Genomic DNA, 15,128 nt, shown 5'->3' with positions numbered 1-15,128 from the left:
CTGTTTACTCCGACGCGATGGAATCTAACCGGCGCAGGCGCTGCGCCGCCGGGTTGTGCTGCTCGCCCGGATCGAGCGGACTGAGCAGATAACGCCACGAGATAAACGCACTCACCAGATACAGGAAGGCGTAGCCCCAAATCACCCCAAGCGTGCCGAGCAGCGCGTTGATCGCCCCGTACAGCGCCGGACCGAAGAAGGTGGACAAACCGGCGGCGAAGCAGTAAATCGCCATGGCGTTACCTTTGTCCTTCGGCTGGCACAGCGAGGAGAACAGCGCGGCGGCGGGCACGTAGCCGCACAGCGTGATGCCGTACAGGCAGGCGCAGATCACGCTGAGCACAAAGCTGCCGTGACTCCACTGTGGCACAAAGTACATCAGCAGCATCGAGACGCCGGAACCGAGGCCGCCGAACACCGTCAGCACTTTGCGCCAGCCGATGCGGTCGCTCAGCTTGCCGACGATCGGATTAAAGCTCATGCCCACCAGTCCCATGATGGTGATCAGGCTGAGGTATTCGGTCTGAGAAAAGCCAATCTGTTCGGTGAAAAAGCCCGGCAGAAAAATAAAGAAGCCGAAATAGGGCGTGGTGTTGATGATGCGCACCACTGCCGCGGCAGCGATGCGCGGCTCACGCCACAAAATATCGATGCCGCCCATCAGCGTGCGCAGCGTGCCCTGCTGACGATGTTCGGCATCCAGCAGCGACTGATAACCGCTGCGCTCTTTCAGCGCCAGCAGCATCACCAGCAAACCGATCGCCACCAGACCCAGCGACAGCCAGAAGGTGGCGTATTCGCCCACCAGGCGGATAGAGAAGATCGCTACCAGCGAACCGAGCGTCGGCAGCCCGCCGGTAAATGCCAGCCAGAACCAGCCGGTGGCGGAGCCGCGCATCTCCGCCGGGGCCGCCGACTGAATCCACACCAGAAAGGCGTAGGCAAACATCGGGTAAGCCACGCCGCGCAGGCCATAGGTTAGTGCCAGCAGCAGCACGCTGTGCGACGGCAGCGCCACGGCCAGGAACAGCACTTCAAACACAATCCAGATCAGGCCGCCCGCCAGCATCACTTTACGCGGGCCAATCAGCGTTGACAGCGAACCGGCCAGCCATGAGCCCAGCGTGACGGTGACGCCGTAAAAGGCGATTACCCATGCAGCGATATTCAGGGAAAAGCCGTTTTCGTGCAGATAGGGCGCGAGATAGTTGGACTCGACGCCGTCGCCAATCATAAACAGCAGGACCGCCAGATAGCCCCAGGCCAGCGCGGGCGGAATGCCGAGGCGGATCAGCCACGGATGGGTTGCAGGTAATGTTGTCATTATGTTTTCTCTGTAGGGTTGGTGTCAGCACAGCCAGATAAAGCGTTCGCCCGGCCTTATCGGAACGTTTTTTACCGGGATAGCGCGAACAGGTTGTTATGAGCAGGGACTCTAAAGCACGGCAGGCGCGCAGGATGGCGCAACCATCACAGAAGTCAGTAAACACTGTTTAGTAAGATGAGCGCGGATGAAGCGAAAGGAGGCCGCGTGAAAACCGTCGGACTGAATAATTTCCAGGTGCGTAAGCACAACAAAGCGCTGTTTATGCAGCTGATGTGGCGTCATAAACGTCTGAGCAAATCGCAGCTGGCGCAGCTCAGCGGCCTGACCATACCGGCAGCCAGCAAGATTTTGCAGGAGCTGCTGGAGCAGGGCCACGTGCAGCACTCCAGCGCCACGCTGAGCACGCGCGGCAACAGCAACGGCAGTTTTCAGCTGCCAGCGCAAGGCGCGTGGACGCTGTGCCTGTGCGTCAAGCCGACCAGCATTGAACTGCAGCTGGCGGATGCGCAGCTGGTGGCGCAGGGCGACTATCAGCAAATCAGCATCAACGCGCAGACGCCAGAGCAGCTGCTGGCAGAGATTGAAACGGTGTGGCGCGCGACCTGTAAACGCTGGCCGAAGCGGCAGATTAATCTGGCGCTGGCGGTGCACGGGCAGGTCGATCCGGTAACCGGCGTCTCGCAGCATATGCCGCAGGCGGCGTGGCGCAGCCCGCTGCAGCTGAAGTTTCTGCTGGAGGAGAAGCTGGCGGTTGACGTCCGCGTCGATAACGACTGCGTGATGCTGGCGCTGGCGGAAAAGTGGCTGAACCGAAATGTGCTGGCCGAATTCTGCGTCATCAATGTCGATTACGGCATCGGCTCATCATTTGTCATCAACGGCGAGATCTTTCGCGGCAACCTGTACGGCAGCGGGCAGATTGGCCACACCATTATTGATCCGCGCGGGGAGCGCTGTAACTGCGGACGGCAGGGCTGCCTGGAGACGGTCGCCTCGCTCAGCACGCTGAAGCGGCTGGCGCATCAGCGCGCGCCGCAGGCGGTGCAGCCTACCAGCCGTCAGCTGCTGGCCGCCTGGCAGGCCGGCGAGCCGTGGATCGTCGAGTGGGCGCAGCGCAGCGCGGAAGCCATCGGCATGAGTCTGTACAATTTCCTTAATACGCTGAATATCAATCAAATCTGGCTGTACGGTCGCAGCTGTACTTTTGGTGAGAGCTGGCTGCAGACCATTGTGCACCAGATTGATTTCAATCCCTTCGATCCGCGCGATGCGCTGAAAAGCAAAGCCACCAACGTGCATTTTGGTCAGCTGGACCGCGCGCGTCAGGTCCTCGGCATCGGTTACCTTTATGTCGAGGCCGATCCCGGTACGGCGTAGTTTACTAAACTCCTGTTACTAAAATCTGTGAGGGCCTGAACTTTCACCCTGCGGTATCGGTGGTGAGATAGCCGCACTTTGACCCTGGTGCGGAGAGTGGCCGTGAACAATCATCAACATCTGAATATGCGTTACGTGTGGAGCATCTGTCTGGTGGCAGCCTGCGGCGGTTTGCTGTTTGGCTATGACTGGGTGGTGATTGGCGGGGCCAAACCCTTCTATGAGGCCTGGTTCAACGTCACCGATCCGGCGGCATCCGGCTGGGCGATGAGCTCGGCGCTGGTGGGCTGCGTGTTTGGCGCGCTGGTGTCCGGCTGGTCAGCGGACAAGCTGGGGCGGCGGCTGCCGCTGATTGTCGCCGCACTGCTGTTTGTGGTGTCGGCGATCGGCACCGCGCTGGCCAGCAGCTTTACGCTGTTTGTCTGGTGGCGGATTCTCGGCGGCGTCGGCATTGGTATCGCCTCGGCGCTCAGCCCGATGTACATCGCGGAGATCAGCCCGGCAGACAAGCGTGGCAAGTTTGTCGCGGTTAACCAGCTAACAATCGTCATTGGCGTGCTGGCGGCGCAGCTGATCAACCTGATGATTGCCGATCCGGTCGTCGGCGCATCAACCCATGCGGCGCTGCGTGAAACCTGGAACGGTCAGGTTGGCTGGCGCTGGATGTTCGCCTCGGCCGCCGTGCCGTCGCTGGTGTTTCTGCTGCTGATGATGTGGGTGCCGGAATCACCGCGCTGGCTGATGCTGGCGGGTCAGCCACAGCGCGCGCTGGCGATGCTGAATAAAATTGGTTCGCCTGCTTATGCGCAGCAGACGCAGCGCGAGATTGCCCGCGCGCTGGAGCAGGATCGCCAGCAAACGCGTGCCCGCGCCGGCTCGCTGCTGGCACCGCGCACGCTGCCGATTGTCATCACCGGCATCGTGCTGGCGATTTTCCAGCAGTGGTGCGGTATCAACGTGATTTTCAACTATGCGCAGGAGATTTTTGCTTCGGCTGGTTTCGATATCAACGGCACGCTGAAGTCGATCGTGGCCACCGGCCTGATCAATTTGCTGGCAACAGTTCTGGCACTGCCGCTGGTGGATCGGCTCGGCCGCCGCAAACTGATGCTGATCGGTGCCGGAGGACTGACGCTGTGTTATGCACTGATTGCCGGTGCCTACACGCTGGGCATCACCGGCTGGCCGGTGCTGATTCTGGTACTGGCGGCGATTGCGGTTTATGCGCTGACGCTGGCGCCGGTCACCTGGGTGCTGCTGGCGGAAATTTTCCCCAACCGGATTCGCGGTCTGGCGATGTCGGTCGCCACGCTGGCGCTGTGGATTGCCTGTTTTGTACTGACCTACACCTTTCCCATCCTCAATGCCGGACTCGGTGCAGCGGGCAGCTTTATGCTGTATGGCGTGATTTGTGCGGCGGGTTTTGTCTTTGTGCTGAGTCGCGTGCCGGAGACCAAAGGCATATCGCTGGAGCAGCTGGAGCAGCAGCTCACCGCAGGCGAGCCGGCTGCGGTAGCAGGTGAGCATTCGCTGCGGTAACCGCAGCCATGCTTCAGGCAGAAAGCCGGTGCGCCAGGCGGCGCACCGGTACAACACCCGCTTACACCTGCGCCATACTGCCATCGACAAACAGCTCGGCTGCATTAATAAAGCTGGCGGCGTCGGAGGCGAGAAACGCCACCACCTTGCCAATCTCTCCTGGCTCACCCAGACGACCGAGCGGCACCTGTGCGGCCAGCGCATCGAACAGCCCCTGGCGCTGATCTTCCGGCACCAGTCCGCCTAAGCCTGGCGTCTGCACCGGGCCGGGGCTCACCACGTTAATGCGGATGCCGCGGTCTTTCACATCCAGCGCCCACGAGCGGGCAAAGTTACGCACCGCCGCTTTACTGGCGCTGTAGACGCTGAAGCCCGGCGTACCCTGAATCGCGGCGGTGGAGCCGGTGAGAATCACCGATGCCTTATCGCTCAGCAGCGGCAGCGCTTTCTGCACGGTGAACAGCACGCCGCGGACGTTGGTGCTAAAGATACGATCAAAATGTTCTTCTGTGATGGCCCCCAGCGGCAGCATGTCGCCGCCACCGGCGTTGGCAAACAGAATATCCAGCCGGCCGGCCTGGCGCGCAATCTGCGCATAGACGGCATCCAGATCGCTTAACTGTGCCGCATCGGCGCGAATGCCGGTGGCGGTGGCGCCGATGCTGGCGACGGCCGCATCCAGCTCAGCCTGACGACGACCGGTGATAAACACGCGTGCGCCTTGTGCCGCCAGTTCCTGGGCGGTGGCGAGGCCAATACCGGAGGTGCCGCCGGTCACTAAAGCGATTTTGTCTTGCAGAATCAGGTTCATAGTATGTACTCCACAGTTGATCAGGTTAAGTGGTGACGGCCTTGCCGTCGCTGAAGTGCACTGTAGCGCTGCCGCTTTTACGGATAAATGGTGTAAAATCGAAAGGACTATTTCTCTGGGTGGATAATCAGGTAAGGGGCGACAATGGATCAATTGCTGGCAATCCGGGCGTTCGCTCGCGTGGTTGAGGCAGGCAACTTTACCCGGGCCGCCAATTCACTGGATATGCCTAACGCTACCCTGAGTAAGCTGGTGCAGGAGCTGGAAGCGCATCTCGGTGTGCGCCTGTTGCAACGCACCACGCGCCGGGTCACGGTGACGGCAGAAGGGCGCGATTACTACGAGCGTGCGCTGCGCATCGTGCGCGATCTGGAAGATATCGATTGTGCGTTCAATAGCGTCACGGCAAAGCCGCGCGGTCAGCTGCGTATGGATATCGGCGGTTCAACGGCGCGTGATGTGCTGCTGCCGGCGCTGCCCGATTTTGTCGCCAGGTTTCCCGATATCACCCTGGACCTTGGCGTGTCCGATCGCACCGTGGATCTCATCAGTGATAACGTGGACTGCGTAGTGCGCGGCGGTCCGCTGAGCGATTCGTCACTGGTGGCACGGCACTTAGGCAATGCGCAAATGATCACCTGTGCCACGCCCGGCTATCTGCGGACCTACGGCATTCCGGCGTATCCGCAGGAGCTGAACAACGGCCACCGCATCATCAGCTATCTGTCGCCGCAGAGCGGGCGCGCCTTTCCGCTGCGCTTCCGCCACGGCGAAGAGCGAATCGAGGTCAAGACCTCGCACCGCGTTGGCGTCAATGAGAGCAACGCGCACCTTGCTGCGGCGGTGGCGGGTCTGGGCATCATCCAGACGTTCCGTTACGCTGCGGCCGCGGATTTGCAGGCCGGACGGCTGGTGGAGATCCTCGCCGACTGGCGTCCGTCCGACTATCCGTTCCACGTGGTTTATCCGCAAAGCCGCCATCTCACCCAGCGCCTGCGGGTACTGATCGACTGGCTGCGTGAGGTGTTTCCGCAACGGCTGAATGGATGACAGGGTGTAAACAATCTGTTAACTTTTGGCCTCAACCCCATGCTACAGGCGCGTTTATGACACTCTCTGCTGATTCCGCATCGTCATCTGACTTTCGCCTGTATGCGCCTTGCTGCCCGCCACCTCCGGCACGCGTTGTGATTCGCTAAGTATCGAACTTTCTGCGCCTCGCTTAGCGAGCGCGCTAACAACGTTTGTTTCAGGAGCAATGCTATGCGTTCTTCTTCTTCGCTGACTTCGCAGGCAGCGACGTCAGGCTTTGTGCTGCTGTGGGGCAGCGCAGCCATTTTCTCGCGTCTCGGGCTGGATAATGCCTCACCGCTGGCACTGCTGGTGGTGCGTTTTAGCATCGCGCTGGTCGCACTGTTGCTGGTGGGACTGTTTCGCCGCCGCTGGCTGCCGCAGCCCGGTACGCGCCCGCGCGTGATGCTGACCGGCCTAGTGTTGATCGGCGCTTATTCGCTGTGTTATTTCCAGGCGATGGCGGAGGGCGTGACGCCAGGGCTGATCGCCACCATCATGGGCATCCAGCCTATTCTGACGCTGTGCCTGGTGGAGCGGCGTTTGCCGGGCAGGCGCTTGCTGGGCTTAACGGTCGCGCTGGCGGGGCTGATACTGCTGGTGTGGCGCAGTCTGGCGGTGTCGCAGCTGCCGCTCAGCGGCGTGCTGTTTGCGCTGGCCGCGCTGCTGTGCATGACCTTCGGTGCCATCATGCAGCAGCGGGTGACGCAGCATCCGGCGCAGGTGCTGCCGCTGCAGTACGGCGTGAGTTTACTGCTGTGCCTGCTGTTGCTGCCGGTTAAACCTTTTCATGTCAGCTTCACGCTACATTTCTGGCTGGCCGCGCTGTTCCTCGGCGTGATGATCTCCGTGGTGGCCCAGCTGCTGCTGTATCGCTTACTGAGCGCGGGCAGTATCGTTAACGTCACCAGCCTGTTTTATCTGGTGCCGGTGATTACCGCGCTGCTCGACTATCTGCTGCTGGGTAACCGACTGCCGTGGCTGAGCCTGCTGGGCATGGCGGCGATTCTGGCGGGTATCCTGCTGGTGTTTCGTGCGCCACAGCCTTCGCGTTAACATCATGCCCCGCCAGCCGGCGGGGCATTTCAGCCATGATCGGTCAACGCCTGTGCGGCGCAAATCAACGCCAGATGACTGAGGCCCTGCGGCATATTGCCGCGCCACTCATCGCTGCGCACGTCGAACATTTCATTGAAGGTTTCCACGTTGCCGCGCTGGCACAGCTTGTCGAGGATCTGCTGCATAGCGCTTTCGGCACGCGTTGTCTCGCCCAGCGCCGCCCAGGCTTCCACCAGCCAGAACGAGCAGGCGATAAAAGTGCTCTCTTCCTGTTCCGTGCCGCTGTAGCGATACAGCATGGCGCTACCGTGTCCCAGTTCCTGCTCAATGGCACGGTAGGTGGCCTGCATACGTGCCGGGTTGACGCGGCTGCCATAGGGATGCACCAGCGCCAGCGCAGCGTCCAGCCTGCCGTTGCTGTCGGGATAAAACACATACGCCTGTTTCTCTTCGTTCCAGCAGTGCGCTTCAATCCAGCTGCTGATGCGGTCGCGCTCGCGCTGCCAGCGTTTCAGCCAGGTCGGTTCAATGTGGCGCGCTTCGGCCAGCGCCACGGCACGGTCGAGGGCCAGCCAGCAGGCCATTTTCGAATGGGTATAGTGCTGCTGTTCCGGCAGTTCCCAGATACCGCTGTCTTTCAGCCGCCACCGATCGGCACAGTGATTGGCCAGCGCACCCAGCATGCGCGAGGTGGCTAAGTCCAGCACGTGCCCGGCGCGTATAAACAACTCGGCGGTCGCCAGCATATCACCGTACATGCTCAGCTGCAGCTGGTCGCGGGCGTTGTTGCCCACGCGTACCGGCTGGGAATGATGATAGCCACGCAGCGGCACGAAGCGTTCGGCAGGCACTTCGTCGCCTTCCAGCGTGTAGCAGGTGCGCAGCGCGGTACCGTGGCGAATGATGGTTTTCGACAGCCAGGAGAACGCCGCTTTACAATCTTCCAGCGCACCGAGAAAAACAAAGGCTTTGATGATCAGACAGGCATCGCGTACCCATGCGTAGCGGTAGTCATAGTTCTTTTCCCCGCCAATGCCTTCCGGCAGCGAGGTAGTGGCTGCCGCCGCCAGCGCGCCGGTGGGGGAATACCATAAAAATTTCAGCGACAGCGCCGAGCGGCGCACGTGCTCAGCAAAGCGCCCCTGATAGCTCAGGCTGCGGGTCCAGTCGCACCAGGCGGTATGGCTGGTTTCAATCCGGGTATCGATCGCCTCCAGCGGCGGCACCGCCAGCGGTTCGCGCTCGGTGACCAGCAACGCCACTAGCGATCGACTGTCCGCAGCCGTCCGCAGCGTAGCGCTGATTTGCTCATCGTCACGCTGTTCGATCTGCCAGTCCTCGCTGGTGCGCAGCATCGCCAGCAGATCGCCAACGTGGTAGACGTCGCCCTGTTCGGTGCTGTCCTGCCACGGCGAGCGGGTTTCGGCAACGGTGCCAAAGCGCAGCTTCAGGCGCAGCGTCACTTCGCCGTCAACGCCTTCCACGCGCCGCGCCAGCTCACTCCACGGCAGACGGCCTGCCAGCGTGCTGTTTAGCGATTCGGTCAGCAGCACGCTGCCGTTATCGGTAAAAAAGCGGGTTTCCAGCACGTTGCTGTCAGCACGATAGGCGCGTTCGGTACGATAAGGGGCATCAGGTTCGATCTGGAAAAAACCGCCGATCTCGGGATCGAGCAGGCGATCAAACAGCGGGGCGGAGTCAAGGTTGGGCGCGCACCACCAGTCAATCGCGCCGTCGGGCGCGATCAGCGCCACCGACCGGCCCTCGCCGATGGCCGCGTAGTCACCGAGACGCGCGAAGCCCCGTTCGCGCACCGGCGACTGGAACGTTTGATTATTCATGGATCTTCCCTGTCAGCAGAAACGGCAGCGTGGCCGCCTGCTGGCAGCCACGTAATGCGGGTGGAATTCCCCGGTCAGACGGTACCGGTACCGCCATCGGAGCACCACACCTGACCTGAGGTGAAGCTGTTGGTGGTTTCAGCGAAGGTCACGTACAACGGTGCGATTTCAGCCGGCTGACCCGGACGCCCCAGCGGCGCGCTGGCACCAAACTTCTCGATTTTTTCCTGCGGCTGACCGCCGCACACCTGCAGCGCGGTCCAGTACGGTCCTGGCGCGACGGCATTGACGCGAATTTGCTGCTCGCCCAGCTGCTTCGCCAGCGCTTTAGTAAAGGCGGCGATCGCGGCTTTGGTTTGCGCATAATCCAGCAGGATGGCGCTCGGTTCATACGCCTGAACCGACGAGGTATTAATAATGGATGATCCGGCAGGCAGATATTCCAGTGCCGCTTTGGTGATCCAGAACATCGCATAAACATTGGTCTTAAAGGTGGCGTCAAAATCTTCCGTTGAGAGCGTACGGATAGACTCATTAAATTGCTGGCGACCGGCGTTATTCACCAGAATATCCAGGCCGTCGAGTTTTTCTGCTGCCTCTTTTACCAGCTGCTGGCAAAAAGATTCTGAGCGAATATCACCGGGAATAGCCACCGCTTTACGGCCTTCCGCTTCGATTAATTGCACCACTTCAGCGGCGTCCTGCTCCTCTTCCGGCAGGTAGTTGATCGCCACGTCTGCCCCTTCACGGGCATACGCAATGGCTACCGCGCGACCAATACCGGAGTCGCCACCGGTAATCAGCGCCTTGCGCCCGGTTAAACGGCCAGTGCCGCGATAGCTGGTTTCACCGTGATCGGGACGGGGTTCCATCTTACTGGCTAATCCCGGAATGGGCTGATGCTGCTTTTTGAATGGCGGCTTTGGATATTCCTGGGTAATCAGCGTTTTGTTAGTAAATGAAGTCATACCTATCTCCTTGTACAGTGGAACGTGTAAATTAAGCCTGGCAGAGATGTGATATTTGTCACGTCAAAAAATAAGCAGTCGCGATTTATTAAAGCGGGACGGGCGTAACTGAAATGATATTTTTAGTTACAAAATCACTAACGTAATGATTATTTTAACGCTGCGTAAGCCATGCGAGTTATTAAGCGAATCGGCCTGCTTGCGCGAAAGATATTTGTTTCTAAGCTCTAAGCATAACTTTACATAATAACCGGCGCTGGCCGGCCCGAATAATTATGAGCGATGGCTTAAACGAGGCGTTAAATGAGCGAAGCACAATGTACCATTATATTTAATGGTGAGCGCTTAAGCGGAACCGCAAATCAACCGTTAATTGATTTTCTGCAGGAGCAGGGAAAAAAACTGCCTCATGTCTGTTATCACCCGGCGCTGCCGCCGCTGCAAACCTGTGATGTTTGCTGGGTGGAGGTGGATGGCGAAGCGGTGCGCGGCTGCACGTTACGCAGCGCCGAGGGCTTACGCGTGGTCAGCCAGAGTGCGGTACTGCAGGCGGCACAGCAGGAGGGCATGGACCGCATCCTCAATCGCCACGAGCTTTATTGCACGGTATGTGAACACAATACCGGCGACTGCACGTTGCATAACACCGTCGCGGACATGCACATTCCGATTCAGTATTACCCCTACCAGCGCAAACCGGACAGCAAAGACCACAGTAATCCGTTTTATACCTACGATCCGGATCAGTGCATTCTGTGCGGACGCTGCGTGGAGGCCTGCCAGAATGTCGAGGTGAATGAGACGCTGTCGATTGATTACAGCGCCGATCACCCGCGCGTGCTGTGGGATGGCGGGACGCAGATTGCCGGTTCCAGCTGCGTCAGCTGCGGGCACTGCGTGACCGTCTGTCCGTGCAACGCGCTACTGGAAAAAACCATGCAGCCCGACGCCGGTCCCTTCACCGCGATGGATGAAGACCTGAAGCGGCCGCTGATTGATTTCGTCAAATCACTGGAAAACAGCATCGGCATGGAGCCGATCACCGGAATTTCGCTGATCGATGATGCGCTGCGCAAAGTCGAAATCAAAAAAACCAAAACCGTCTGCACCTATTGCGGCGTCGGCTGCAGTTTTGAAGTCTGGACGCGCGATCGCCACATCCTCAAAATCCAGCCGGTGGCCGATGCGCCGGTCAACGGCATCTCAACCTGTGTCAAAGGCAAATTCGGCTGGGATTTCGTTAACAGCCCAAACCGGCTGACCACGCCGCTGATTCGTGAAAACGGCCAGTTCCGCCCGGCCAGCTGGGAAGAGGCGCTACAGCGTGTGGCTGATGGCCTGCGCGCGGTGGCACGCCAGCACGGCGGTAACGCGATTGGTTTTATTGGTTCCAGTAAAGCCAGCAATGAGGAAGCCTACCTGACGCAGAAGATCGCCCGTCTGATTTTCGGCACCAACAACGTGGACAACTCCTCGCGCTATTGCCAGAACCCGGCGACGGAAGGGCTGTTTCGCACCGTGGGCTACGGCGGCGATGCCGGTACGCTGCGCGATCTGCAGCAGACCGACCTGATCATCACCGTTGGCAGCAACCTGGCGGAAAACCACCCGGTTTTCGCTTCACATATCAAACAGAGCCACAAACATCGCGGACAGAAGCTGCTGGTGGTCGATCCGCGCCGTCACGAAATGGCCGAGCGCGCCGATTGTTATCTGCGCATCCGCCCCGGCACCGACATGGTGTGGGCGTCGGCGATGGCGCGCTACATGTTTGACCACGGTTATGCTGATGAAGCATTCCTGCGCGAGCGCGTGAATCAGGTGGCGGAATACCGCGCCTCGCTGGCGCCTTTCACCCTTGAGATGGCCAGTGAGGTCACCGGCCTGAGCGTGGCGCAGCTGACTGAGGCCGCCGAGATGATCGGCAACGCGGGCAGCGCCTGCCTGCTGTGGGCGATGGGCATTACGCAGCACAGCCACGGTGCGGATACCAGCACTGCGCTCTCCAATCTGCTGCTGGTGACCGGCAACTACGGCCGGCCCGGCACCGGCGGCTATCCGATGCGCGGTCACAATAATGTGCAGGGTGCCAGCGATTTTGGCTGCTTAAGCAATGTCTATCCCGGCTACGAAAAAGTGACCGATGCGCAGGTACGGGAAAAGTGGGCGCGCGCCTGGGGCGTGGCGCCGGAAGCGCTTTCCTCAGAGGCCGGGCTGGATAACTTCATGATGGTGGAAGACGCGCATAAACAGCGGGTGCGCGCCATGTACATCATCGGCGAAGAGACCGCCTTTTCTGATGCGGACTCAACCAAAGTGCACGAAGCCTTCAGCCGGCTGGATTTCATGGTGGTGCAGGACATCTTCATGAGCCGCACCGCGCAGTTCGCGGATGTGGTGCTGCCTGGCTGTCCAAGCCTGGAGAAAGAGGGCACCTTCGTGAATACCGAACGGCGCATTCAGCACTTCTCGCCTGCGTTTGCGCCGCTCGGCGACAGCCGGCCTGACTGGCAGATATTGACTGAGGTCGCGGCGCGTCTCGGCCATCACTGGCACTACCCAAATCCCGGCGCCATCATGGCAGAAGCTGCCGGTATCGCCGCGCTGTTTGCCGGGGTCAGCTATGAGAACCTTGTCGGCTGGCAGTCACAGCTGTGGCCGGTAAACGCCGACGGCAGCAGCACGCCGCTGCTGTATACCGAGGCGTTCGCCTTTCCTGATGGCAAAGCGCGTCTCTACCCGCTAACGTGGCAGCCGCCGATGGAAGCGCCCGATGCGCAGTACGACCTGCTGCTGAACAATGGCCGCATGCTGGAGCATTTCCAGTCGACCAATCAGACCGGGCAGGGCGGGCGCATCAAATCGCTGTCGCCCAACTGGTTTGTTGAGATTTCGCCGCAGCTGGCGCAGGAGCGGCAATTACAGCAGGGCGACTGGGTGGAGCTGCGTTCGCGCCGGGGCAGCGTAGAGGTGCCAGTGGTGGTGACCGAACGGATGGCCGGCAATGTGCTGTTCATTCCTATCCACCATGGCAAACCGGGGGTGAACGGGCTGACCGGTGAACACCACGATCCCGACGTCAACACCCCGGCCTACAAAGAGATTGCGGTGACGATGCGCAAACTGGCGCATGCGCCACAGCCGCACCCGATTCCGCTGCACAACTTCCGCCACGGCCAGCGCACGCCGCTGGATCATCTGCCCGTTGAACAAAAATGGCAGCAGCCTGAATACCGGCTGCCGCCTGAACACGTTTCGCATCCGGAGAAAAGCTAATGGCCGAACCGCTGCACTATCAACCCACTCCGACGCGCACCGAACCCAGCGCGCAGGAGGCGCTGAACGAACTGCTGGAGAATCTGCATCAGCACGGTTTCCTGCGCCTGGCTAATGACGTGGTGAAAGCCAACAATGACATCGGCAAAATCGTCGCCGCCGGGCTTAACCGGCCCGGCACGCAGAATGCGGTGCAGAACCTGTCGCTGCTGTTTATGACCCTCAGTACCGTACCGCCGGAGCGTTTCAACCATTTGCTGCTGGCGCTGCGCGATGCCCTGCTGGCGATGAAGCCGGCCAGCGACACGGCGCAGCAGGAAAAAAGCGCGCCGGGCGTCAGCGGCGTACTTAAACTGCTGAATGATGAGGCGCTGTGGCAGGGCATCCGGCCACTGCTGGCGGCGCTGGAAACCTTTGCGCGCGCAATGCAGGGTGACGAGGAGAAGCCGATCACCCGCTACAGCGGTAAGCCGAGCCGTGAGTAGCCAGGAGTGGGTGCTGCTGATCGCGCGCGGTCAGTTTGCCCTGACGATGGGCATGCACATTACCCTGGCGGCGCTGACGCTGGGGCTGGCCCCGTTTCTGGTGTGGTTTGAAGCGCGCTGGCTATGGGGCAGGCGGCCGGAAGCGCATCAGGCGCTGCACTTCTGGATCAAGGTATTCGCGCTCACCGTGGCGATTGGCACGGTTTCCGGCGTGATCATGGAGTTTCAGTTCGGCACCCACTGGTCGGTGTTTGCCAGCAAAGCGGGCGGCATTATCGGTCCGCTGATGCTGTATGAAGTGCTGATCGCTTTTTTCCTCGAGTCGGCGCTGACCGGCGTGATGCTGTTTGGCATCGATCGGGTGAAACCCGGCGTGCATTTCGCCATTACCTGTCTGGTGGCGCTTGGCGCGATTTTCAGCGCTTTCTGGATCCTTGCCGCTAACTCCTGGATGCAAACGCCGCGCGGTTTTACGCTCAATGACGCCGGCCAGTTCACGCCGGACAGCGCCTGGAGTTTGATTTCCGCGCCCTCGTTTGGCTGGCGGCTGGCGCACATGCTGCTGGCCTCATGGATCAGCGTGGCGTTTTTGCTGGGTGGCGTCGCAGCGTGGCGCCTGCTGCGTAATGCTGGCGAGGCCGCCAGCCGGCTGATGCTGCGCAGCGCGCTGACGGTGTCGCTGTGCATCCTGCCGCTGCAGATGGTGGTGGGCGATTTGCACGGCGAAAACACCCGTGACTATCAGCCCGCCAAACTGGCGGCGATCGAGGGCAGCTGGCAGCCGCCTGCGCCAGGGGAGGGCGAGCCGCTGCGGCTGTTTGCGCTGCCCGATCAGGCGCAGCAGCGGAATCACGCCGAGCTGGCGCTCCCGGCTATCGGCTCGCTCTACCTGCGCCATAACCTCAGCGGCCACATCAAAAGCCTGGGTGAGTTTCCGCGCGACAGCCTGCCGCCGGTGCTGCCGGTGTTTTTTGCCTTTCGCCTGATGGTGGGACTGGCGCTGCTGATGCTGTTGAGCAGCCTGGCGGGCAATGTGCAGCGCTGGCGCGGTCGTCTTGATCAGTCGCGGCGCGTGCTGCGTCTGCTGGCGCTGATGTCACCGGCTGGCTTCATTGCACTGCTGGCGGGCTGGGTGGTGACGGAGGTCGGCCGGCAGCCGTGGACGGTATACGGCATGCTACGTACCGCCGACAGCCTGGCACCAATGTCCCTCGGCAGCAGCGTCGCCATTTTCGTGTCGGTGGTGGTGATTTACGCACTGAGTTTTGCCTTTGGCCTGTGTTATCTGCTGCGCCACCTGGCGGCACCGCTGCCGGATCCGCAGGCGACGGCAGTAGCGGAAACCATACAGACGCCAGCCTGAGGAGGGTGAGG

11 protein-coding genes are annotated in these 15,128 nt (G+C 60.7%); 7 read left to right on the top strand and 4 right to left on the bottom strand.

Features of this window, described 5'->3' with window-relative positions; translation table 11 throughout:
• Positions 1 to 4 precede the first annotated feature (4 nt).
• Positions 5 to 1,324 (bottom strand): MFS transporter, encoded by a 1,320-nt coding sequence (locus C1N84_RS19905; RefSeq protein WP_264444501.1) that lies wholly within the window; start codon positions 1,322 to 1,324, stop codon positions 5 to 7.
• Between the two features lie 207 nt (positions 1,325 to 1,531).
• Here C1N84_RS19905 and C1N84_RS19900 point away from each other — a divergent pair, with 207 nt between their 5' ends.
• On the top strand, positions 1,532 to 2,704 hold the full coding sequence (locus tag C1N84_RS19900) for an ROK family protein (RefSeq protein WP_264444503.1): 1,173 nt from the start codon (positions 1,532 to 1,534) through the stop codon (positions 2,702 to 2,704).
• A 102-nt stretch (positions 2,705 to 2,806) separates the two neighbouring features.
• On the top strand, positions 2,807 to 4,243 hold the full coding sequence (locus C1N84_RS19895) for a sugar porter family MFS transporter (protein WP_264444505.1): 1,437 nt from the start codon (positions 2,807 to 2,809) through the stop codon (positions 4,241 to 4,243).
• A 61-nt stretch (positions 4,244 to 4,304) separates the two neighbouring features.
• On the opposite strand, the gene C1N84_RS19890 is transcribed toward C1N84_RS19895, so the two are convergent.
• Complete coding sequence (locus tag C1N84_RS19890) at positions 4,305 to 5,054, bottom strand: SDR family oxidoreductase (protein WP_264444507.1); 750 nt, start codon at positions 5,052 to 5,054, stop codon at positions 4,305 to 4,307.
• Positions 5,055 to 5,198: 144 nt separating this feature from the next.
• Between C1N84_RS19890 and C1N84_RS19885 the strand changes: the two genes are divergently transcribed.
• Complete coding sequence (locus C1N84_RS19885; RefSeq protein ID WP_241798495.1) at positions 5,199 to 6,104, top strand: LysR family transcriptional regulator; 906 nt, start codon at positions 5,199 to 5,201, stop codon at positions 6,102 to 6,104.
• A gap of 213 nt (positions 6,105 to 6,317) precedes the next feature.
• Positions 6,318 to 7,181 carry a DMT family transporter gene (locus C1N84_RS19880; RefSeq protein ID WP_264444511.1) on the top strand — a complete coding sequence of 288 codons (864 nt, stop codon included), beginning with the start codon at positions 6,318 to 6,320 and terminating at the stop codon, positions 7,179 to 7,181.
• A 29-nt stretch (positions 7,182 to 7,210) separates the two neighbouring features.
• On the opposite strand, the gene C1N84_RS19875 is transcribed toward C1N84_RS19880, so the two are convergent.
• Both C1N84_RS19875 and C1N84_RS19870 read right to left on the bottom strand, forming a co-directional pair.
• Positions 7,211 to 9,025, bottom strand: a complete 1,815-nt coding sequence (locus C1N84_RS19875) for a glycoside hydrolase family 15 protein (protein ID WP_264444513.1) — start codon at positions 9,023 to 9,025, stop codon at positions 7,211 to 7,213.
• A 74-nt stretch (positions 9,026 to 9,099) separates the two neighbouring features.
• Entirely contained in the window at positions 9,100 to 9,993 is an 894-nt protein-coding gene (locus tag C1N84_RS19870; protein WP_021509546.1) for an SDR family oxidoreductase, read from the bottom strand.
• A gap of 303 nt (positions 9,994 to 10,296) precedes the next feature.
• Here C1N84_RS19870 and fdhF point away from each other — a divergent pair, with 303 nt between their 5' ends.
• From fdhF to C1N84_RS19855, 3 genes are read left to right on the top strand one after another with little or no spacing between them, the layout of a single operon-like run.
• Positions 10,297 to 13,269 carry a formate dehydrogenase subunit alpha gene (gene fdhF / locus C1N84_RS19865; RefSeq protein ID WP_238562267.1) on the top strand — a complete coding sequence of 991 codons (2,973 nt, stop codon included), beginning with the start codon at positions 10,297 to 10,299 and terminating at the stop codon, positions 13,267 to 13,269.
• Positions 13,269 to 13,754, top strand: a complete 486-nt coding sequence (locus C1N84_RS19860; protein ID WP_150360207.1) for a DUF1641 domain-containing protein — start codon at positions 13,269 to 13,271, stop codon at positions 13,752 to 13,754. Before fdhF ends, C1N84_RS19860 begins: the two co-directional genes overlap by 1 nt.
• The gene (locus tag C1N84_RS19855; protein WP_166710753.1) at positions 13,747 to 15,117 is read left to right on the top strand and encodes a cytochrome ubiquinol oxidase subunit I; all 1,371 of its coding nucleotides are present in this window, start codon (positions 13,747 to 13,749) and stop codon (positions 15,115 to 15,117) included. The genes C1N84_RS19860 and C1N84_RS19855 overlap by 8 nt, the downstream gene beginning before the upstream one ends.
• Positions 15,118 to 15,128: the final 11 nt, after the last annotated feature.

This window comes from Pantoea sp. SGAir0418, from assembly GCF_043529865.1.
This window is presented reverse-complemented; position numbering and strand designations above follow the sequence as displayed.